Annotated in this window: 24 protein-coding genes; 14 read left to right on the top strand and 10 right to left on the bottom strand. The window is 72.2% G+C overall.

The window, feature by feature from the left end; genetic code table 11:
• Nucleotides 1-28: 28 nt before the first annotated feature.
• A complete protein-coding gene (locus tag V1227_RS02805) occupies nt 29-616 on the top strand; it encodes a phosphatase PAP2 family protein (protein WP_329790883.1) in 588 nt (195 codons plus the stop codon).
• Nucleotides 617-698: 82 nt separating this feature from the next.
• On the opposite strand, the gene V1227_RS02810 is transcribed toward V1227_RS02805, so the two are convergent.
• Nucleotides 699-1,493, bottom strand: a complete 795-nt coding sequence (locus V1227_RS02810) for an SDR family oxidoreductase (protein ID WP_329790884.1) — start codon at nt 1,491-1,493, stop codon at nt 699-701.
• Nucleotides 1,490-2,674, bottom strand: a complete 1,185-nt coding sequence (locus V1227_RS02815; protein WP_329790885.1) for a cytochrome P450 — start codon at nt 2,672-2,674, stop codon at nt 1,490-1,492. The genes V1227_RS02810 and V1227_RS02815 overlap by 4 nt, the downstream gene beginning before the upstream one ends.
• 81 nt (nt 2,675-2,755) lie before the next feature.
• On the opposite strand from V1227_RS02815, the gene V1227_RS02820 reads away from it, so the two are divergent.
• Genes V1227_RS02820 through V1227_RS02830 form a run of 3 tightly spaced genes read left to right on the top strand, consistent with a single transcriptional unit; the run spans nt 2,756 to nt 4,314 of the window.
• On the top strand, nt 2,756-3,082 hold the full coding sequence (locus tag V1227_RS02820; RefSeq protein ID WP_329790886.1) for a plasmid stabilization protein: 327 nt from the start codon (nt 2,756-2,758) through the stop codon (nt 3,080-3,082).
• Entirely contained in the window at nt 3,082-3,744 is a 663-nt protein-coding gene (locus V1227_RS02825) for a hypothetical protein (protein WP_329790887.1), read from the top strand. The genes V1227_RS02820 and V1227_RS02825 overlap by 1 nt, the downstream gene beginning before the upstream one ends.
• Nucleotides 3,745-3,759: 15 nt before the next feature.
• A complete protein-coding gene (locus V1227_RS02830; RefSeq protein WP_329790888.1) occupies nt 3,760-4,314 on the top strand; it encodes a hemerythrin domain-containing protein in 555 nt (184 codons plus the stop codon).
• Here V1227_RS02830 and V1227_RS02835 read toward each other — a convergent pair.
• Nucleotides 4,311-5,033 carry a TauD/TfdA family dioxygenase gene (locus tag V1227_RS02835; protein WP_329790889.1) on the bottom strand — a complete coding sequence of 241 codons (723 nt, stop codon included), beginning with the start codon at nt 5,031-5,033 and terminating at the stop codon, nt 4,311-4,313. The genes V1227_RS02830 and V1227_RS02835 overlap by 4 nt on opposite strands.
• On the bottom strand, nt 5,030-6,208 hold the full coding sequence (locus V1227_RS02840) for an MFS transporter (protein ID WP_329793943.1): 1,179 nt from the start codon (nt 6,206-6,208) through the stop codon (nt 5,030-5,032). The genes V1227_RS02835 and V1227_RS02840 overlap by 4 nt, the downstream gene beginning before the upstream one ends.
• 115 nt (nt 6,209-6,323) lie before the next feature.
• Between V1227_RS02840 and V1227_RS02845 the strand changes: the two genes are divergently transcribed.
• From V1227_RS02845 to V1227_RS02865, 5 genes are all read left to right on the top strand, one after another.
• Nucleotides 6,324-7,304: a helical backbone metal receptor gene (locus V1227_RS02845; protein ID WP_329790890.1), complete on the top strand. Its 981-nt coding sequence runs from the start codon at nt 6,324-6,326 to the stop codon at nt 7,302-7,304.
• Nucleotides 7,297-8,364, top strand: a complete 1,068-nt coding sequence (locus V1227_RS02850; RefSeq protein WP_329790891.1) for a FecCD family ABC transporter permease — start codon at nt 7,297-7,299, stop codon at nt 8,362-8,364. The genes V1227_RS02845 and V1227_RS02850 overlap by 8 nt, the downstream gene beginning before the upstream one ends.
• Complete coding sequence (locus tag V1227_RS02855; RefSeq protein WP_329790892.1) at nt 8,361-9,131, top strand: ABC transporter ATP-binding protein; 771 nt, start codon at nt 8,361-8,363, stop codon at nt 9,129-9,131. Before V1227_RS02850 ends, V1227_RS02855 begins: the two co-directional genes overlap by 4 nt.
• A 69-nt stretch (nt 9,132-9,200) precedes the next feature.
• The gene (locus V1227_RS02860) at nt 9,201-9,980 is read left to right on the top strand and encodes a Rossmann-like domain-containing protein (protein WP_329790893.1); all 780 of its coding nucleotides are present in this window, start codon (nt 9,201-9,203) and stop codon (nt 9,978-9,980) included.
• A gap of 8 nt (nt 9,981-9,988) precedes the next feature.
• A complete protein-coding gene (locus tag V1227_RS02865) occupies nt 9,989-11,023 on the top strand; it encodes a pyridoxal-phosphate dependent enzyme (RefSeq protein WP_329793944.1) in 1,035 nt (344 codons plus the stop codon).
• A 110-nt stretch (nt 11,024-11,133) separates the two neighbouring features.
• On the opposite strand, the gene V1227_RS02870 is transcribed toward V1227_RS02865, so the two are convergent.
• Complete coding sequence (locus tag V1227_RS02870) at nt 11,134-11,319, bottom strand: DUF3040 domain-containing protein (RefSeq protein WP_329790894.1); 186 nt, start codon at nt 11,317-11,319, stop codon at nt 11,134-11,136.
• 431 nt (nt 11,320-11,750) lie between these two features.
• Here V1227_RS02870 and V1227_RS02875 point away from each other — a divergent pair, with 431 nt between their 5' ends.
• Nucleotides 11,751-14,309, top strand: coding sequence for a hypothetical protein (locus V1227_RS02875; RefSeq protein ID WP_329790895.1), 2,559 nt, complete (start codon nt 11,751-11,753; stop codon nt 14,307-14,309).
• A 1-nt stretch (nt 14,310) separates the two neighbouring features.
• Here the strand turns inward: V1227_RS02875 and tsaA are convergent, their stop codons facing one another.
• Genes tsaA through V1227_RS02890 form a run of 3 tightly spaced genes read right to left on the bottom strand, consistent with a single transcriptional unit; the run spans nt 14,311 to nt 16,102 of the window.
• The gene (gene tsaA / locus V1227_RS02880) at nt 14,311-14,706 is read right to left on the bottom strand and encodes a tRNA (N6-threonylcarbamoyladenosine(37)-N6)-methyltransferase TrmO (protein WP_329790896.1); all 396 of its coding nucleotides are present in this window, start codon (nt 14,704-14,706) and stop codon (nt 14,311-14,313) included.
• Nucleotides 14,706-15,854: a protein adenylyltransferase SelO gene (locus tag V1227_RS02885; protein WP_329793945.1), complete on the bottom strand. Its 1,149-nt coding sequence runs from the start codon at nt 15,852-15,854 to the stop codon at nt 14,706-14,708. Before V1227_RS02885 ends, tsaA begins: the two co-directional genes overlap by 1 nt.
• Nucleotides 15,836-16,102, bottom strand: a complete 267-nt coding sequence (locus V1227_RS02890) for a hypothetical protein (protein ID WP_329790897.1) — start codon at nt 16,100-16,102, stop codon at nt 15,836-15,838. Before V1227_RS02890 ends, V1227_RS02885 begins: the two co-directional genes overlap by 19 nt.
• 137 nt (nt 16,103-16,239) lie before the next feature.
• On the opposite strand from V1227_RS02890, the gene V1227_RS02895 reads away from it, so the two are divergent.
• From V1227_RS02895 to V1227_RS02905, 3 genes are all read left to right on the top strand, one after another.
• On the top strand, nt 16,240-16,593 hold the full coding sequence (locus tag V1227_RS02895; RefSeq protein WP_329790898.1) for a hypothetical protein: 354 nt from the start codon (nt 16,240-16,242) through the stop codon (nt 16,591-16,593).
• 8 nt (nt 16,594-16,601) lie between these two features.
• Complete coding sequence (locus V1227_RS02900; RefSeq protein WP_329790899.1) at nt 16,602-17,162, top strand: COG4315 family predicted lipoprotein; 561 nt, start codon at nt 16,602-16,604, stop codon at nt 17,160-17,162.
• A 75-nt stretch (nt 17,163-17,237) separates the two neighbouring features.
• Nucleotides 17,238-17,684 (top strand): hypothetical protein, encoded by a 447-nt coding sequence (locus tag V1227_RS02905; protein ID WP_329790900.1) that lies wholly within the window; start codon nt 17,238-17,240, stop codon nt 17,682-17,684.
• Between the two features lie 37 nt (nt 17,685-17,721).
• Here the strand turns inward: V1227_RS02905 and V1227_RS02910 are convergent, their stop codons facing one another.
• Together V1227_RS02910 and V1227_RS02915 are read right to left on the bottom strand one after the other, a co-directional pair.
• Nucleotides 17,722-18,090 carry an HNH endonuclease gene (locus tag V1227_RS02910; RefSeq protein WP_329790901.1) on the bottom strand — a complete coding sequence of 123 codons (369 nt, stop codon included), beginning with the start codon at nt 18,088-18,090 and terminating at the stop codon, nt 17,722-17,724.
• Nucleotides 18,074-19,003, bottom strand: a complete 930-nt coding sequence (locus tag V1227_RS02915) for a LysR family transcriptional regulator (protein WP_329790902.1) — start codon at nt 19,001-19,003, stop codon at nt 18,074-18,076. Before V1227_RS02915 ends, V1227_RS02910 begins: the two co-directional genes overlap by 17 nt.
• 70 nt (nt 19,004-19,073) lie before the next feature.
• On the opposite strand from V1227_RS02915, the gene V1227_RS02920 reads away from it, so the two are divergent.
• Nucleotides 19,074-20,096: a TDT family transporter gene (locus V1227_RS02920; protein ID WP_329790903.1), complete on the top strand. Its 1,023-nt coding sequence runs from the start codon at nt 19,074-19,076 to the stop codon at nt 20,094-20,096.
• The last annotated feature ends 23 nt before the right edge of the window (nt 20,097-20,119 follow it).

Consider the following 20,119-nt stretch of genomic DNA (forward strand, 5'->3'; position numbering starts at 1 on the left):
AAATGCCGTTCCGGGTACATGACGCGCCATGAGCGGCGCGGACGAGCTGGAGGAACTGGACGCGGACTCGTTGCACGACAGCGAGGCGCTGCCCTTCCGGCGTCCGCACCCCGTCGTCATCGCCGCCGGCGTCACGGCACGCGGTGGCGCGCTGTGGTTGCCGGTGGCCGGCCTGCTCGCGCTGGCCGGTCGGCGCAGGACCGCGAAACGCGCGCTCACCGCGGCCGCGGTGGCGATGCCGCTGGGACATCTGGTGAGCTTCGTGGTGCACCGCCGCAGACCGCCCGCCGCGAACCTGCCCGCACGGCAGGCGTTGCCGGAGCACCCCGACTCGTCGTCGTTCCCCTCCAAGCACGCGGTGACGGCGGCCGCGTTCGGCACCGCCACCGCGTTGGAGGACCCCGGGGCCGCCGTGTTCGTGACCCCGCTGGTGCTGCTGGTCGCCTACAGCCGCCTCAGGACCCGTGTGCACTGGCCGACGGACGTCCTGGGCGGCTTGGCGATCGGTGCGCTCGTGGCGCTGGCTCAGGCCGGGACGGGGCGTTCGGCGAGGGCCAGGGCGACGACGTGCAGGTGGGCTGCCATCGTGCGGCCGGTCTTCTCCGACCACTCGTGACCCTCGTCGGTCTCGGACCAGCTCGCCCCAGCGAGGACGGCTGGGCGACCTCTTCAGGGACCGTTCAGCACCACGGCACGCGTCAGGGCTGCCTCCACTTCCCGTCGGTCATCAGCTGGCTCGCCTGCGGACCCATCAGGGACATGCCGCCGTCCACGACGAGCGACGCCCCGGTCACGTAGCTCGCGGCCGGGGTGGCGAGGAACGCGACGACCGCGGCGACCTCGTGCGCGCTGCCCGGCCTGCCGAGCGGCACACCCGGACGCGACTCGGTGTGCGGGTCCACGTCCTCCTGCCCGGTCATGGGCGTCGAGATCTCGCCCGGCGCCACGGAGTTGACCGTGATGCCGTGCTCGGACAGCTCGAGCGCGAGCACCTCGGTCAGCGCGCCGAGCCCGGCCTTCGCGGCGCAGTACGGCGCGGCACCCACCCGCGGCAGGTGCTCGTGGACCGAGGTGATGTTGATGATCCGGCCACCGCGCCCGGCGTCGATCATGTGCTTGGCGGCGCGCTGGCAGCACAGGAACGCGCCGTCGAGGTCGACGGAGAGCACCTCGCGCCACTTGTCGAACGACATGTCCACGACCTTCTCGCTGCTGCCGGTGCCGGCGCAGTTCACCAGGACGTCGAGGCCACCCAGTTCCCCGGCGAGCTCGTCGACGACGGCCGCCGCCGCGGGCAGGTCCGTGAGGTCCAGCCGCCGCACGGCGCACCGGGCACCGGCCTCGCGCACCTCGTCCGCTGTTCTCGCGGCTCCGTCGGCGTCGTGGTGGTAGGTGATGCCGACGTCGATGCCGCCCCGCGCCAGCGCGACGGCGATGGCCTTGCCGATGCCGGAGTCGGCTCCGGTCACCACGGCGTGCAGAGGTGTGTTCATGCGACGCGAGTACCCGTCGGCGTGGTCCGCAAGCGGATCGCGAAGTGGTTCAGCGTGGCGGGCAGCGGGGCGGGCAGCGCCGGGAACGACAGGTGCTCGCCGAGCGTGTCGAGCATCGCGCTGCCGGTGGCCAGTACCAGGTCGCGGCCGGGGCACACGCCGGGACCACCGCTGAACGGCACGATCGCCGGGTCGAGGGGCCGGTCCCAGATCTCCGGCGCGTACCGGTCGGCGTACGGCAGCCGGTCCGGGTCGCGGTGGAAGAACGGCGTGAACACCACGAACAGGGTGTCCTCCGGCAGCCACGTGCCGTGCCAGCGGGTGGCGATCGTGCTCTCCCGCAGGATGACGGGCGTCGTCGGCCACAGCCGCGCCGACTCGAGGATGCCGTGCGTCCCGCGTGCTCCGATGGCCAGCGCTCGCATCGTGACGATCCCGGCGGCGTCGAACGCGAACAGCCAGTGGGGGACCTGACCGGACAGCTCACCCGGCTGGGCGGCCAAGCTGCCCTTCTCGGCGCGGGCGAGGTGGTCGTCGAGCCTGCGCTGGAAGCGTTCGCGCAGGCGGCGCTGCTTCGGGTGCAGGAAAGCCCAGTTGGCGTTCTGGCGGAGTGCCAGCAGATCGTCGGTGAGCCGGTCGTCGCCGCGGGCACCGTCACCGAGGACGATCCTGCGCACGATCCGCCACCACGTCTGGGAGAAGGCGTCCCAGGTGAGTTCGCCCGTGCTCATCACGTGGCGGGTGAGCAGGTCGGCCTCGTCGCGCACGATCGCCTCGACCGGCACGTTCTCCGGCCGTAGCGCCCGTTCGTTGACCTCGCGCAGCCGCTTCCTCTCCGCGCCCTCCGAGATGAGCACGCCGTGCGGCTGGAAGTGCCGGAGCGCGGCCTTCTTCTCCTTCGTGGCCAACGCGAACGGCTCGGGTGACTCGTCGAGCAACCGGTGGACGTCCGTCGGGTCGACGAGGACCGCGATGCTGCGGCCGGTGACCCGCAACCGGACCGGTTCCGGTCCGTAGCGGTCGCGGAGCTTGCGCATGGTCTCGACGGCGCGCTGGTCGGACTGGACCTTTCCGGCCGCCGCCATGACACCCGGCCTGCGGACGATGACGCCCTTGGCGAGGGTCGGCAGCAGCACCGTCGCCAGCACGCGCGCGGTGTCGAGTCGTGAGGAGATCGCCATGTCCGGGGTTACCCGGTGACCCGTGTGTGAACCTCCCCGATCGCGGGTATTCGCGGGCCAGCACCGAGCAAGGAGGTCGTGATGCCCGCGGGATCGAACGCGAAACGTGAACGCCAGTACCAGCACATCAAGGACTCCGCTGAGGACCGCGGCGCGTCGCCCAAGCGCGCGAAGGAGATCGCCGCGCGCACGGTGAACAAGAACCGCGCCCAGGCCGGGGAGTCCAAGACCGCCAGCAGGTCGTCCACCGAGGACACGTCGCCGCAGAAGCGCGGTGGCCAGCGGTCGGGCACGAACCGGCCGAAGGGCCCCACCAAGGAGCAGCTCTACAACGAGGCCAAGAAGAAGAACGTCAAGGGCCGCTCCACCATGACGAAGAAGGAGCTGGCGAGCGCGCTGGGTCGCTGATGTCTGATGTGGACAAGTCCTCGATCCTGACGATCCTCACCACCGAGCACTACACGTTACAGATGGTGCGCACCGCGACGATCACCGACGCCGCCAGCCGGGCGGGGCACCTGCTCACCACGATCTCCGCGTCGATGATCGCGATGGGGTTCGTCGCCCAGCTCGTGCCGCCGGAGGTGCTGCTCGTCATGATGCTGGTCATCTCCACCGGACTGTTCCTGATCGGGCTCGCGACCCTGTTCAGGACGGTGGAGCTCACCATCGAGGACGTGCAGGCGGGTTTGGGCATCAACCGGATCCGGCACGTCTACGGCGATCTCGAACCCTCCACCAGAGAAGTCTTCGTGCGGCAGATGCACGACGACACGACCGGCGTGCAGCTCGACGCCGGTCAGACCGGCTGGCGCAACGCCAGGCGGCCGCGGCTCATCGGCACCGCGCTGGGGGTGTCCGGCCTGGTGAACCTCGTGAACGGACTGCTCGCCGGCGTCGTCGCCGGTGCCGCCGCGGGGCTGCTCGACGCGGGCTTGACCTGGTCCGTCGCGATCGGTGCCGTTGCCTGCGCGGCCGTCATCAGCGGCTTCGGCATCGCGCTCGGACGCATCGGACGGCGCGGCATCGCGCCCATCACCACGCGCTATCCGAGGAACAACCCGAACTGAAGGGGAACCACCACCATGCAGTACGACGTCGTCGACCTGATCATGCAGGACCACCGCGAGGTGGAGCGCCTGTTCGACGAGCTGAAGAACCACCCGGAGAAGCGACCCCTGCTGACCCCGGTCCTCTGCGGTCTGCTGGTCGCCCACAGCCGGGCAGAGGAGGCCGAGGTCTACCCGGTCGCCAAGGACGCCGGCGGTGAGGACGAGGTCGAGCACAGCCAGGAGGAGCACGCCGAGGCCGAGCAGCTGCTCGCCAAGCTCCTCGACACCGACTACGACTCGCCGCAGTACGAGAAGGCGCTGCAGGACGTCGTCGACTCCATCACCCACCACGTGGAGGAAGAGGAGAAGACGGTGCTCCCGGGCATGCGCCAGCGCCTGAGCGCGGAACGCCGCCACGAGCTCGGCGAGGCGTTCGCGCGCAGCCGTGCCGACCACCTCGGTGAGCTGCCCGGCCAGGCCACGCGCGAGGAACTGCTCCTGCAGGCCAAGAACATGGGCCTGGACGGCGCGTCGAGCATGACCAAGGAGCAGCTGCGCCGCGAGCTGCAGAAGGCGGCGTCCTCCTAGGCGTCGTCCGTCCGCACCGTCTGGATGTGCACGGTCCGGGCGCCGGTGTGCGCCTCCCGGCCGTGCCAGCAGCGGTAGTTGTCGAGGGCCAGCACGTCGCCCTCGTCGAGCCTGATCCTCGGCAGCTCCCGCTGGACCCGCTCGACCTCGGTGTCGAAGCGGGCGAGCATTTCCTCGACGTGGTCGGCCTCGGGGTCGCGGTGCAGGGCCGTGACCCCGTCCGAGCGCCGGGTGATGCGCCTGCCCGTGCGGGTGTACTCGATGTGGCGGCCTACCCGCGGTGTCGCGGGTAGGCCGCGCGTCTGCGCCCAGCGTCCGTAGAGGTCGACGTCCTTGCCCCGCAGGAACTCCCTCAGCTCCGCGTCCAGCGAGTCCGTGAACTCGTGCGCGTCGAGCACGAACGACTGACCTCCGTACGGAGCCTGCGAAGCGAGCAGCACCAGGACGTGGTCCTCGTCCGGATGCCTGCGCCGCACCGGTTTCCCGCCGACGTCCACCACCACGTCGAAGCCGTCCGCGTGCAGCCCCACCACCCCGCCGTCCACGGACCGGCGCGTGCGGTGCGGGAAGAGCTCGCGCAACGCCGTGCCGAACAGCAGCGCGGCGGCCACCGGCAGCGAGCCGGGGGAGTTCGGCAGCCCCGTCAGGACCACCGCGCCGTTCTCCGCCAACGTCGTGCGAGCGGCGGGGTCCAGGACCGGGACGCGGGGGACGATCACCGGCGCGGCTCGAAGTCGCGGGACGACGGCACGAGCGCCGCCAGGGCGGGTGCGGCGAAGCAGATCACCGCGCAGACCGCGAGCACCGCCGGGGCGCCGAACTCGGAGATGGCCGGGGCGATGAGCGCGAGGCCGACCGGCGCGAGGCCGTACGACATCAGGAAGTCCAAAGAGGACACACGGGCGAGCTTCGAGGGCTCCACCTCGCGCTGGGTCGCGGTGAACCACGGCACGTTGAACAGCTCGATGCCGATGCCGGCGACGACGTAGGCGGCGATCACGACGAACGGGTGCACCGGCAGCAGCAGGCTCAGCGGCGCGAAACCGTACAGCGCCAGGCCGGACAGCGCGGTCCACCCGGCGTGGCGCGGCCGCCAGCGGGCGATCAGCAGCGCCCCGGCCAGTGCGCCGAGGGTGTAGGCGGTCATCGCCCCGGCGAGCACGGCCTCGGTGTCGTAGCGGTCGCGGCTGACCAGCGGCAGCACCACGCCGGTCGCCGAGTAGCCGGTCGCGATCACGGCGGTGAGCGCGCCCAGACCCGCCAGGAACCACGGGTGGCGCCGCGCCTCCCGCACGCCCTCCCAGAAGTCGGCCACGAAACCGTTGCCGCCGCCCGGTGCGGTGAGCCCGGTGCCGGCGGGCGGGACCAGCGCGGCCACGAGCCACAGCGCGCCGATGCCGAGCAGCAGCACCTGGGTGTTCACGAAGAGCGCGAGCAACGCCGTGAGACCCGGTGCCACCAACGTGGTCACGCGCACCGACAACGTCATCGCGGCGTTGGCCTGCTGGCGCTGGTCGCCCTCGACCACCTCGGCGGTCAGCGCCTGGAACGCCGGGCGGCAAGCGCCCTGTCCCGCGCCCATCGCCGCCGCGGCAAGAGCCGCCACCACGAGCGAATTGCCCACGAACGCGGCGAGCACGGGGGCGGCGACGGCGGACGTCAGACCCGACCACAGCACGACCTGGCGGCGCGCGTAGCGGTCGGCGAGCACACCGCTGACCGGCACGGCGGCGAGGAAGCCCACCGTGCGCGCGGCCAGCAGGACGCCCAACTCCACGGCCGTGATGGAGCGGGAGAGCACCGCGAGCCCCAGCACGAACGGCAGCGCCCAGGTCGCGATGCCGGACGCCGTGGTCGCGGTCCAGAGGCGGAGAAAAGTGGTGCTGCGCAGCACCGATGGGCTGCGCACTGTGTCGTGGACCACGTGTTCGACCTCTCGGCAGGGTTGCAATGAAAATGATTGTCGTTACAGTAGCGCAAGCCGTTCGAGTGAATCTCTGGAGGATCTGATGTCACACCCGAGCCGGTTCGGCCCGGTGCTGTTGGTCGCGGCGCTCGCCGCGGGCTGCGCCACCCCGGGAGGTGCCGAGGTACCGGCGGCGCAGTCGGTGGTGGTCGAGAGCTGCGGCAAGCAGCTGTCGTTCGCCGGTGTTCCGCAGCGGGTGGTGACGCTGGACCAGAACTCGACGGAAACCCTGCTGGCGCTGGGACTGCAGGACAGGATCGCGGGCACGGCGAACCTGAAGACCAAGGTGGCGCCCAGGTTCGCCGAGGCCTACGCCAAGATCCCCGTCCTCTCACCCAAGGTCCTCACCTCGGAACCGTTGCGGGCGGCCAACCCCGACATCGTGGTGGCGTCGTTCAAGGAGCTCTTCACCGCCGACCGCGCCGGGACGCGCGACGAGCTGGAGTCCCTGGGCGTGCCTACGTTCGTGAGCGCGGTGAACTGCTCCGACGGCGCGACCGCGCCGTTCGAGCGGCTTTTCCGCGACTACGAGAACTTCGGCAAGATCTTCGGCATCCAGGACAGGGCGAACCAGCTCGCCGCCGAGCAGCGCGCCGCCGTCGCCGAGGTGCAGGCCGTCAAGCGGGAACCGGTGAAGGTCGTCTGGGTCTACTCGGTGTTCAAGGGTGTCCCGTACGTGGCGGGCAGGGACGGCATGGCCAGCCAGATGAGCAAGATCGCCGGTGCGGTCAACGTCTTCGACGACCTCAACCAGGAGTGGCCGGAGGCGTCCTGGGAGGAGATCGCGCGCCGCGACCCCGACGTCGTCGTGATCGGCGACCTGTCCGAGCGCGGCAACCCCGGTGACAAGGCGAGCGAGAAGCTCGCGATGATGCGCGAACACCCGGCCGTGTCGCAGCTCAAGGCCGTGCGGGAGAACAAGGTCATCGAACTGCCCGGCATCGAGATGGACCCGTCGGTCCGCACGGTCGACGCGCTCAAGGCGTTCGGCGCGGGACTCGACAAGATCGCCGGCCGTGGCTGACGCCGCCGTCCTCGATCAGAACCCGGTCGTCGACCCGGCCCCGAAACCCCTTCGCCGCAGGAAGAACACTTTCGTCGTCGTCCTGAGCCTGGTCGTCCTCGTCGTGTCGCTGGTGCTCGCCGTGCGCATCGGCGTGGGGGCGAGCTGGGCGGAGATCGGTCGTGCCGCGGGCAGCCGCCTCGGGCTCGCCGTGGTGCCGCTGCCGCGCCTGCTGGACTCGTTGATCTGGGACCTGAGGCTGCCGCGGGTGCTGCTCGCGGCGCTCGTCGGTGCGGCTCTGGCGGTCTGCGGCGCGGTGCTGCAGAGCGTCACGCGCAACTCGCTCGCCGACCCCTACCTGCTCGGGGTGTCCTCCGGTGCTTCGACGGGCGCGGTGGTCGTGGTGGTGCTCGGGTTCGCCGGGTCGCAGCTCGGCATCACCGGCGGTGCGCTCATCGGAGCGCTGGTGTCGTTCGGGCTGCTGATGGTGTTGTTGCGCCGCACCGGTCTCGACTCCTCGCGGATCGTGCTGACCGGTGTGGTCGTGGGGCAGCTGTTCGCGGCGCTCACGTCGTTGATCCTGCTCTCGTCCGGTGACGCCGACAGCATCCGCGCGGTCACCAACTGGCTGCTGGGCTCGCTCGCCTCGGCGCGCTGGACGTCCGTGGCGGTGTGCGCGGTGGTCCTCGGCGCGGGGCTGCTCGTGGTGTGGCTGTGCTCGGCCGCGCTGGACGGGTTCGCGTTCGGCACCGACACGGCGTCCTCGCTCGGTGTCGACGTCCGCGCCACCAGGGCCGTGCTGCTGGTGACCACCTCCGTGCTGACCGCGGTGGCGGTGGCCGCCGTGGGCGCGGTCGGGTTCGTCGGGCTGATCATCCCGCACGGCGTCCGGTTCCTCGTGGGTCCGCTGCACCGCGCGCTGCTGCCGATGTCGGCGGTGGTCGGCGCGGTGTTCCTGGTCTGGACGGACGCGCTGACCCGCGTCGTGTTCTCGCCGCTGGAGGTGCCGGTGGGCGTGTTCACCGCGCTGATCGGCGTGCCGCTGTTCCTGCTGGTGCTGCGCAAGCGGGGTGAGCTGTGAGGATCGAGGTCCGCGACCTCAGCTGGGGCGTGCCGGGCAAGACGATCGTGCACGACGTGAGCCTGGTGGTGGAGCCGGGGGAGACCGTCGGGCTGATCGGGCCGAACGGCTCCGGCAAGTCGTCGCTGCTGCGGTGCGTCGCCGGGCTGCGCACCCCGGCCGCCGGAGCCGTGCTCTACGACGGCGCGGAGATCGGGGCGTGGTCCGCCCGCGACCGCGCGCGCAAGCTGGCGTTCGTCGAGCAGACGGCGGACACCGAGAGCGACCTGCGGGTGGCCGAGGTGGTCATGCTCGGCCGCACGTGCCACCGGTCGCGCTGGCGCGGCCCGGACGCCTCCGACCACGAGATCGTCGCCGCCGCGCTGGCGCGACTCGACCTGACCGGGCTGGCGGACCGCCCGTGGAAGCAGCTCTCCGGCGGTGAGCGGCAGCGCACGCACCTCGCGCGGGCGCTGGCGCAACGCACGTCCGGGCTGCTGCTCGACGAGCCGACCAACCACCTGGACGTCCGCCACCAGCTCGAGCTCATGGAACTGGCCGGCAGCACGCCGCAGACCGTCGTGGTCGCGCTGCACGACCTCGCGCTGGCCGCCCGGTACTGCGACCGGCTGGTCCTGATGCACGGCGGCGCTGTCGTCGCGGACGGTCCGGCGGCCGAGGTGCTGACGGCCCGGCTGCTGCGCGAGGTGTTCGACGTGGAGGCCGAGATCGGCCGCGACGGCCTGGGCCACCTGGCCGTGGGCTACCGCGAGCCGGTTCGCCGATGAACCCCGGGATTCGCGCCGCGATCCGGAACGACGAGACGAGGGGGAGTTATGTCCACTGTGGATGAACTGATGACAGAGGTGCTGGAGGGCAAGCACGGTCCCGATCCCCGGGAGATCCCGGCGACGAGCGTGTTCTGGGTCCACCACGGCACCAGGCTGGCGGGCGGCGACACGACCTACCGCAACCAGTACGTGCTGGCGCGCATCGGAACCGCGTTCGGCGCTTGCGCGTTCGCGGAGGGCGACGCCGATCCCGCGGTCTGCGCGAACTACTCGGGCGCCCCGGTGGCCGAGCTGCTGACCGAGGCGCCCGCCCCGGTCCGGGTGGCGGCGCTCGACGCCTACCTCGGCAGCGTCCGTCCACATCGGACCTCCGACGCCGAGCGGGTCGTGCTGCCGGTGGGAACGCCGGAGGAGCGGGCGCGGGCCCGTGACGCCGCCGTGGCCGGGTTGCTGGACGTGCCGGCGGGCGCCAAGGTCGCGTTGATCGGCGTGGTGAACCCGCTCGTGGCGGCGATCCGCGACCGCGGGGCCGAGTGCCTGCCCTGCGACCTCTCGCTGCGCACGACGCAGTGGGGCGACCCGGTGACCCCGGACATGCGGGACGTCCTCGGTGTCGCGGACGCGGTCGTCGCCACCGGCATGACGATCGGCAACGGCACGTTCGACGAGATCCTGCGCACCTGCCGCGAACGCGACGTCCCGCTCGTCGTCTACGCGCAGACCGCGAGCGCCGTCGCCCGCCACTTCCTCGGGCAGGGGGTCACCGCGGTGTCCGCGGAACCCTTCCCGTTCTCCCAGTTCAGCGCCGACGAGACCGCTCTGTACCGCTACCGAGTCCGGACGTGAGAGAAGACGTGGACCACCACATCGCAGACGCCCTCAGCCGCCCCGCCCTGGTACGCCTCGACTCCCGCACCCTCTGCCTGCGCTTCGAGACCATGAAGGTCGCGTCCGCGCTCGAAGCAGTCCGGTTCCTCCTCGAACGCGGCACCATCGCGCGCGGGGACACGCTGGTCGACAGCTCCAGCGGCATCTACGCGCACGCCCTGGCGCTGGCCTGCCACCGCTACGGCCTGCACTGCCACATCGTCGCCTCGACGACGGTCGACGCGACGCTGCGCACCCAGCTGGAGATCCTCGGCGCGACGGTGGAGCCGATGCCGCCGTCCGCGAGCCTCAAGCTCGACCAGAGCAGGCGGGTGGCACGGGTGCGCGAGATCCTGCGCGACCACCCGCGGCACCACTGGATGCGCCAGTACCACGACGACGTCCACTACCGCGGCTACCGGCCGATCGCCGACCTGGTCCGCGAGCACGCCGACTGCTCACGGCTGTCCGTCGTCGGCGGTGTCGGCACCGGGGCGTCGACCGGGGCGCTGACGAGCTTCCTGCGCGAGACCTCGCCGGAGGTGGAGCTGGTGGGCGTGCAGCCGTTCGACAGCGTCACGTTCGGCAGCGAGCACGTGCACGACCCAGAGATCATCATCGCCGGGATCGGCAGCTCGATCCCGTTCGGCAACGTCGACCACACGCTCTACGACACCGTGCACTGGTTCGGGTTCGACGCGGCGCTGAGCGGCAGCGTGGCGCTCCTGCGCGAGCACGCGATCTTCGCCGGCCTGTCGGCGGGAGCGGCGTACCTCGCGGCGCGGTGGGAGCAGCGCCTCGACCCGGACCGGCACGTGGTGGTGCTGGCGCCGGACACCGGGCACCGCTACGTCGACGCGGCCTACTCCCGGCACGCGCAGGCCCCGTCGCCCGACGAGCTGGAACCGCGTCAGATCAGCAGGCTCGCGGACATGGACCTGCCGTGGTCGCGGATGCGCTGGAACCGGGCCGGCGCACCGCCGAAGGCGGTGGCGGAGGCGGCGATCCCGGTGGCGTCCTAGGGCCTGTGTCGAAGTCCATGTTCGCGATAGCCGGGCCTGAAGCGGCCCCCGGGGGCACGCCAGGAACCACCTCAGGCGCGACTCTCATCGAACGGGACTCCGACACAGCCCTAGAGCAGGAGCAGCGCCAGCGCGACGACCAGGGCGCCCGCCAGGACGGACAGCAGCGCGGCGGTGAACTGGCGTCGGCGCTGAGCCCGGGGGCCGTTGGCCAGTGCGCGGGCGAGGTCGGGATCGGAGGCGCGGAACCACCTCTCGATGTCGAGCAGCCGCTGCTGTTCCTGAGCACTGAGCACGTCCGCTCCCCAGGTCGGTCCGGCATGACGACCGCATGTACCCAGGCGTTTCGGCGTTGAAACCACCGATGTGCGGTGCGTGGCGGATTTCTTCGCCACGCACCGCACTCGGCTTTCAGAGGGGCCTCGGCTCCGGCGGGAGGGGATCCGGGTCGGGTCCCGGCGGCCGCAACGGGTCGGGATCGGGACCCGGCGGCTGGGGCTGGTCGGGTCCGGTCGGTCGTGGCTGGTCCGGGCCCGGCGTCGTCGGCACGGGCTCCGCTGGGGGTACTGGCTGGCTCATGTCCACCGGATACCCGCCCGCCAAACCCTTTCGCACCCGCTTCGAATTGCTCGAAACGCGTTAACGAGCCGCCCGTGCTGATCGACAACCCGTCGAGTCCCTCGTTTGGGGCCGGCAGAACGGGGGCGGGGAGTTGGCGCTGTCCAGGGTGACGTCTCAGGGGTGGTTCCCCGGTTCCGAGCGCAGTCGCGGGCTGCGGTTCAGCGGCGCCGTCGAGCTGGTGCGGTTGCTGGACCGGCTCACCTCCCGCCCGCGGTGGCCGTCCCGCGACGTGCCGTTGCCGATCCTGCACCTGCGGCGGCCTCCCGGTGCCCCGAGCCCGCTGGAGGCGCTCGCCGGCCGTCCCGCGACCGCACGGGGGCGACGTGTCCCGTTCGCGCTGGTCGACGGCTCGGTGGAGCCCGAACGCCGGCTCCTCGACGACGTGGTCGCGCAGCTCGCCGGTGAGGTGCGCGGCGCCTCCCGGCTGCGGTTCCCGCACTACGCGCTCGTCGCGTGGTTGCTCGACCTCTCGCTGCCCGCCGACGTGGAGGCGGAGGAGGAGGAACGGGAGATCGCGCGCGAGTTCCGGCAGCACCTGCGGCGGCGCGTGCGGGTCACCGCGGACGGCGCGCAGGACCTCGCGCAGGACTTCCCGTGGTGGATCCGGCTGGTCATCGGGCTGATGCCGCGGATCGGCCTCGCGGTGACGGCCCTGGTGTGGCGGCCGGCGACGTGGGTGGGGGAGCAGGAACTCGGCGGCCGGTCGTGGCACGGCCTCTACCGGCTGGCGCGGGCCGTGGTGAAGGAACGGCTGGCGCAACGGCACGCGGACGAGGTCGGCGACCTGCTCGTGCGCGCGCTGCTCGAGGACCTGCGGCGGTCGCACCGGCGCTGGACGGTGCGGGGCACCGGCCGCCGGCGCACGGGCAACCCGTGGCTGCTGGTCGAGAACGGGCCGTGGCTGGTCGACGCCCTCGGCCGCGCTCGCGGTGGCGTCCGGAGCGGACAGTCGTGGCGCGCTTCGCCGCTGAGCCGGCCCGACCCGCTGCTGGTGATCTCCGCGGCGGAGTCGGCCCAGGCGCCGCCGACGCACGTGGCGGACGCCCTGGCGGGCTACCAGGACTGGTTGCGGCAGCTGTCGAGGTCGCAGAACTGGGTGCTGGAGCTCGACACCGACGCTTCCGAGCCCGCGAGAGGCGTCGTCGGCGCCCTGTCGGAGCTGCGGCCGATGAGCCTGCGCCGGGCGCTGGCCGCGCCGCTCGTGCTCCTGCTGCTCGCCGCCTCGCTCGTGGCCGTGCCGTTCCTCAACCACGCCCGGTGCGACGAGTGGTGGTCGCCGTCGCCGCGCTCGCCGTTGCAGCGGGTCGGGCAGGAGTGCATCGGGGTGTCGGCGGATCCGTTGCGGCACTTCGTCCCCGCGTGGGTGCCGGACGACATCCGCCCCGCCCTGGAGGACGTCTACGGCCGGATCACCGCCGAGAACCGCAGGGCGTGGCAGCGGCCGGACGCGGTCACCATCGTCTTCCTCAGCGTCCTGACCCCCAGCACCGCCAACAGCTTCCACGCGCTGGTCGAGGAGCTGCGCGGCGTGTGGGTGGCGCAGAAGACCAGCGACGTGCCGATCAGGGTGCTGCTCGCCAACGGCGGCGAGGGCCCCGGTGGCCGCGGCCTGGCTTCCGGCGACATCGCGGCGGACAAGATCATCGAACTGGCCGCGCGCGACCGCGCCGTCGTCGCCGTGACCGGCCTGTCGATCAGCACCGACACCGCCAGGTCCGTCGTGAAGCGCCTGGGCGGCAACGCTTTGCCGATCATCGGCACGCTGACGTCCGCCGACGACATGACGAGCGTCAACGAGTACTACTACCAGGTCGGGCCCAACAACCTGCGCGAGGCGAGAGTCGCCGCCTACTACGCCCGGAGCCGCCTGGCGACGACCGACGTGGCGATCTTCTACTCCGGTGACCCGACCGACCGCTACAGCCGGAACCTGGCCGAGGACGCCCGGACCGCGTTCGCCGAACGCGGGATCGTCGTCAGCCAGTACAGGGCGTACCGCGTGGCCGCCGACGACGAGGGCCTCGCCCCCGCGAGCCTCGGCCAGGGCGCGTGCCCCGCCGACGAGCGCCCCGGCTACGCCGTCTTCTACGCGGGCCGCGCCCAGTACCTGGCGGAGTTCCTGCGCGGCATGAACAGCAGGTGCCAGGGCCGCACGCCCCCGGTGATCGCGAGCGACTCGTCCACCCGGTTCATCCTCGAGGGCACCATGGCGCAGTTCCCGAACGTGCGGCTGGACTACCTGTCGTTCGCGAGCCCGGCAGCCTGGACCGACTGCGCGAAGGTGCCGTTCTACAAGAACTACCTCGACGTGTTCCGCCGGACCTGCCAGGCGCTCGGCGACGGGCGTTCGGCCGCCGCCCACGACGCGGTGCAGGTCCTGGTGGAGGGCGTGCGGCAGGTGCGGCGGACCGATCCGGGCGCTCGCGTGCGGGAAGGGCTGCTCGCGGGGATCGGCGGCATCCGCCCCGGCAACGCGATCCAGGGCGCGAGCGGGACGATCGGGTTCGGGGCGAGCACCCGGTTGCCGTCGAACAAGGCCGTGCTGGTGTTGCGGGGCAACACGGACACCACGTCGACGCCCCGGCTGGTGTGCGGGGAGCTGCCGTTCCCGGAGGACCTGGTGGTGCGGCCGGACGTGGACGGGTGCCCGCGGGACCCGCAGTAGGTCAGCGCTCCGCGCCCAGCACCGGCTTCACGTCCACGACCGGCGTGCCGTCGACCGCCTCCAGGTGCGCCACCCGCACGCGCACGCCGTCGACGGCGACGATCCGCACGTGGTGCAGCCCGATCGGGTTCGGCCGGTCCGGCGAGCGGGTCGAGAACACCCCGGTCTCCGGCCGGTCGAGGTCCTCGCGCGGGTGCACGGCCAGCACCGACCTGTCGGCGCGGTCGAGCCAGGTCAGCACCAGGACGTCCTGGCCGGGCGCGAGCTCCCGCATCGCCCGCTCGTACTCCGGTGCGAACACGAGCCAGGCCTCCGGCGCGCCCTCGTCGGCCTGCCCGGGCGCGGCGGAGCGGTCGGTGAGGGGCGACTCGACGTGGCCGATCGGTTGCAGCTTCATCAGGTCCCGCAGAAGGTCCGGTAGGTGGCGCTGAAGTCCTGCGGCGCCGGTGTGGCGAAGTGTTGCAGACCGGGGCGCTCCCCGTACGGCGAGGTCACCGCTTCGAGCAGGTTGTGCAGCGGGGCCAGGTCGCCGGCGGCGCCTGCGGCCAGCGCTTCCTCCACGAGGTGGTTGCGCGGGATGTAGACGGGGTTGACCCGGTCCATCTCCTCCGCGTCCGGGCCCAGCTCGCGCCAGCGCGCGATCCAGGCGTCGACGCCCGCGAGGTCGAGGAACAGCGACCTGGCCGGTTCGGCGTCGCCCCGCGCGGCCTTGCCGAGCAGGTGGAAGAACGAGGTGTAGTCGACGTGGTTCTCGTGCATCAGCACCAGCAGGTCCTTGAGCAGCGGTTTCACGTCGCCGGACACGCCGAGCTTCCTCCGCGCGCCGCCGATCCAGGCCTCCTCGAACCGCGTGCTGAACGTGCCGAGCACCTCCATCGCCAGTTCGACGGCCTTGTCCTGGTCGTCGGCGAACAACGGCAGCAGCGCCTCGGCGAGGCGGGCGAGGTTCCACTCGGCGACGATCGGCTGGTTGCCGAACGCGTAACGGCCGCGGTGGTCGATCGAGCTGTATGTCGTCGACGGGTCGTAGGCCTCCATGAACGCACACGGGCCGTAGTCGATCGTCTCACCGGAGATCGTCATGTTGTCCGTGTTCATCACGCCGTGGATGAAGCCGACATGCATCCACTGGGCCACCAGGGACGCCTGCGCGGCGACGACCTGGTCGAACAGCTCCAGGTGGGTGCTGCCCGGGTAGTGGCGGGCGATCGCGAGGTCGGCGAGACGGCGCAGCAGGTCCACGTCGCCGGTGTTGCGGGCGTACTGGAAGCTGCCGACCCGCAGGTGCGAGGAGGCGACCCTGGCCAGGACGGCGCCCGCCAGCGGTTCCTCGCGCTGCACGACCGCTCCGGTCGACACCACGGCGAGCGAACGGGTCGTGGGAATGCCCAGCGCGTGCATGGCCTCGCTGACGACGTACTCGCGCAGCATCGGGCCGACCGCCGCGAGCCCGTCGCCGCCGCGGGCGAACGGGGTGCGGCCGGAGCCCTTGAGGTGCAGGTCGCGCAGCCGGCCGTCGGCGCCGGTCAGCTCGCCCAGCAGCAGGGCGCGGCCGTCGCCGAGCCGGGGGAGTAGCCCCCGAACTGGTGACCCGCGTAGGCCTGGGCGACCCCGCGGCCGCCGGCGAGGAACGGCAGGCCGTCACCCCGCAACCAGGCGGGGTCGAGGCCCAGCTCCTCCGCGAGGGGCTCGTTGAGGAGGAGCAGTTCCGGTTCGGCGACCGGGACGGCCTCCCACGAGACCGCCATCTCCGGCACCGCTGTCGCGAAGTCGCTGCTCAGGCTGATGTCCACACCTTCCAAGGTACCCGCTGCTCCCCGGTCGACCTGTGATCGCGGTCTCACGGCGAACTCGGCTGAACCGTTTCCGCGCCGCGCACGTGACAGGGGCGAACAGGTTGGTGGAAGCCCACTCGGGAATGAGAAAAACAATGCGTCGCAAGCAAGTGGGGATCGCTGCTGCCCTTTTCGCGATCGGTGCCGTCACGTTGACGGCGTGCGGACAGGGTGCCACGCAGACCGGGAACGCCGCTCCCGCAACGGAACAGGCGCAGGTCGGGGGAACGCCGCGGGCGTCGGCCGATGAGTCCGGAGTGGACTTCCTGCGCGGAACCGCGAATTCCGACAACGCCGACAAGACCACGGGCGACCGCGCGCCGGAGCCGGCTCCCGCCGAGGTGAAGCAGAAGTGGGTGGAGCTGCGCGTCGGCAACGCCGGTGGCCTCGAACCCGCTGTGGTGAACGGGAAGGGCCTGTCCGCTACTGGTTCGGCGACGACCCGGTGAGGGGCGGGGTGTCCAACTGCAACGGTGACTGCGCCAAGACGTGGCCTCCCATCACGGTCACCAAGGGCACCAAGCTCTTCTTCCCCGGCATCAAGCGCGAGAACATCGGGTTCGTCAAGCGCCAGGACGGCCAGACGCAGGTGACGATCGGCGGCCGCCCGGTCTACCTGTTCTCCGAGGACGGGAAGGCCGGTGACGTCCTCGGCCAGAACGTCGGGAACAAGTGGTTCGTGATCGATCACGAGGGCGGGCGCGCCGTCGCCCCCGCCGAGGCGCCGACGACCCAGCCCGCGCCGACGACGCCGGGCGCCGGGCCCGCCACGTCCGTGACCTTCTTCGCCGGCAAGAACTTCGACGACTTCAGCGGCGACAACTTCGCCATCGGCGTGAAGCCCGAGGCGAAGTGCGCGGACCTGCGCGGCGCCTTCCGGTCGCTGTCGCCGTCCGGTGCGGTGAAGATCTGGTCCGAGCCGGGCTGCAAGGGCAGGTCCGCCGTCGTGAGCGAGGACGTCCGCGACGCGGCCGAGCTCGGCTTCGCGAACGGCGTCCGGTCCTACGTCCTGCCCTGACCTGATCGGGTGAACGACCCCGGCCGCCGGAGCACCCCGGCTCTGGCGGCCCCTCCGCCTCGCTACGCTCCAGGCATGCGCCACTCCGCCATTGCGCTGGCTTTCCTGCTGGCCGGGTGCGGTACCGGGACCTCGTCCCTGCCCACGATCACCCCGGCCCCCGCGTCGTCGGCCGGCTCACCGCTGCCGGACCTGCAGCCCCGGCTCGACGCGATCGGTGTCCTGCTCACGGACTGCGCCGCCCGCCTGCGCGGCGAACCGGTCGATCCCGCCGACAACTGCACCCACGTCATGCCCGACGTGACAGGCGTGGTCGCCGAGGTCGAGAAGCAGTCCTCCAAGCTCCCGCCCGCGGGCCAGGCCGCCCTCGCCGAGGTCCGCACCCAGCTCGCCGCCATCGCGCCCTGCGAGCCGTGGTTCGCCGCCGGTGGCACGAGTGCGGACAGCCAGCTCGACGCCCGCTGCAAGAAGGCCTGGGACGCGCTGTTCCGGGGGTACACCGCCGTGCGCAACACGGCCTGACGGCGGCTCCACTGTGGACAGGGCGGTCCGAGGCCCGTCAGGGCGCAGGTTCGACCGGCGGGAAGCGGCTCGTGAGCTCGGCCGAGATCTCGTAGTGGCGCACCAGGAACGCGCGCTCGTCGAGCTTCTTGCGCCGCAGCCAGCCCGTCACCTCGGCGTTGCACTTGCTGGCGTTGCAGGAGCCGCACGCGGGCACGACGTTCGCGAGCGTGTAGCGGCCTCCGCGCGAGAGCGCCTGCACGCAGTCCTTCTGGAGTGAGGTGGCGGGGGCGCCGCAATAGGCGCAGCCGCCCCACGACGCCTTGAGGGCGTCCCACTGCGCGTCGGTGAGGTCGTTGACGACGCGCGCCATGCGCTTCTTGCGCTTGCGCGCGGCGCGAACCTGTTTGCTACCGCCGGTCGGCACGATCGGTGAGACTACGCGTCGCGATGGCCAGGAGGTCGGAGGCGGGGCCCCGGGGTGTCCTGCCCGCCGGCCACACCGCCCGCAGCGCGCGGTGCAGGTCCACGCCGGCCACCTCGACGCGGACGAGCGTGCGGGCGGCGACGTCGGTGGCGACGGTGTGCAGGCTCAGCACGGCCGGGCCGATGCCGCCGATCGCGGCCGCCTTGATGGCGGTGGTCGACGACATCTCCAGCAGCGGGCCGGCGGACTCGCTCACGCCCGCGGCATTCAGGGCGTGCTCCCACGCCTGGCGCGTGCCGGAACCGGGCTCCCTGACGACCAGCGGGGTCGCGGCGGCCTTCGCGGCCGTGACGCGGCGGCGCCCGGACCAGGGGTGGCCGGGAGCGACGACGAGCACCAGTTCGTCGTGGGCGACGACACGGGTGGCGAGGCCCGCCGGCACGTCGGTGCTCTCGATGAAACCGAGGTCCGCGCGGTCGGCCAGCACCTGCTCGGCCACGTGCGCCGAGTTGCCCGCGGACAGCACGGTCGCCGTGTCCGGGCTGACGGTCCGCAGCGCGATGAGCCACGCGGGCAGCAGGTACTCGGCGACGGTGAGGCTCGCGGCGACGCGGAGGTGGCTCTGCCGGTCCGCGCGCAGGCTGGTGATGCCGGCGTCGAGGTCGGTCGCCCGTTCGAGCACCTGCGCCGCCCACCCGGCGACGAGCTGGCCCTCCGTGGTGAGCCGGGCACCGCGCGGGGTGCGTTCGAGCAACGGCACGCCGACGCGGGACTCGAGCGTCCTGAGCCGTTCGCTGGCGCTGGGCTGCGACATGCCGTGGGCGCGGGCCGCCCGGCCGATGCTGCCCAGCTCCGCCACGCTCAGCAGCAGGTCGAAGCTGGTCAGGTCGGTGACCCTGGACGGCAGAGGCATAGGGGCAGCCTATGTGCACATCGGCGATCGCCGCCTACCGGAGCCGGCGCGGCGGGAGGATCGTCATGTCGTGACCGCTCTCGCACCTCATCCACACCGTGCCCCCGAGGTGCGACGAGCGGCGCCCTTCGGCCCGAACCTCTTCGCCTCCGTGATGGGGACCGGGATCGTCGCCACGGCCGGTGCCGCGATGCCCGGCCTGCGCACCGCCGCCACGTGCGTCTGGGCGCTCGACGCCGCGCTGCTGGTCTTCCTCGTGGCCGCCGCCGCGAGGCGCTGGACGTGGTCCACGGTCCGGGCGCAGCTCGCCGACCCCGTGATGGCGCAGTTCTGGGGCGCGCCACCGATGGCGCTGATGACCGTCGGCACGGGCGCGTTGCTGCTCGGCCGTGACTGGATCGGGCTGCCCGCGGCCCTGGCCGTCGACTGGGCACTGTGGACGGTCGGCACCCTGCTCGGTCTCGCGACGTCGGTGCTGGTGCCGCTGCGGATGATCGGCAGCGGCGAGCGCGCGTTCGGCGGCTGGCTGATGCCCGTCGTGCCGCCGATGGTGTCCGCGGCGTCCGGCGCCCTGCTCGCCGGGCACCTGCCGGAGGGACCGCCGCGGCAGGCCCTGGTCCTCGGCTGCTACGCCCTGTTCGGCGTCAGCCTGTTCGCGACGGTCGTGATCGTGCCGCAGATCTGGCAGCGGCTCGTCCGGCACGGCCCGGGAGCCGCCTCCACCGTGCCGACGCTGTGGATCGTGCTCGGCCCGCTCGGCCAGTCGATCACCGCCGCGAACCTGCTCGCCGGCGTGCCCGTGCTCCCCGGCCAGACCGCGTTCGGCGTCCTGTACGGCACGATCACGTGGGGCTTCGCGTTGCTGTGGACGGCACTCGCGGCGGCCGTGACCGTCCGGACGGCGCGGCGCGGCCTGCCGTTCGCGTTGACGTGGTGGAGCTTCGTCTTCCCGCTCGGCACCCTCGTGACCGGGACGAGCGCGCTGGCGACGCGCGTGCCGTCGGCGATGTTCACCGGTGTCGCCGTTGTGCTGTACGGAGTGCTGGTGCTCGCATGGGCCACTGTGGCCGTTCGCACGCTGGTGCGGCGTTAGGGATGCCCTAGACTGCCCCGAAA

It is taken from the genome of Lentzea sp. DG1S-22, from assembly GCF_036321065.1.
GTDB lineage: Bacteria > Actinomycetota > Actinomycetes > Mycobacteriales > Pseudonocardiaceae > Lentzea > Lentzea jiangxiensis.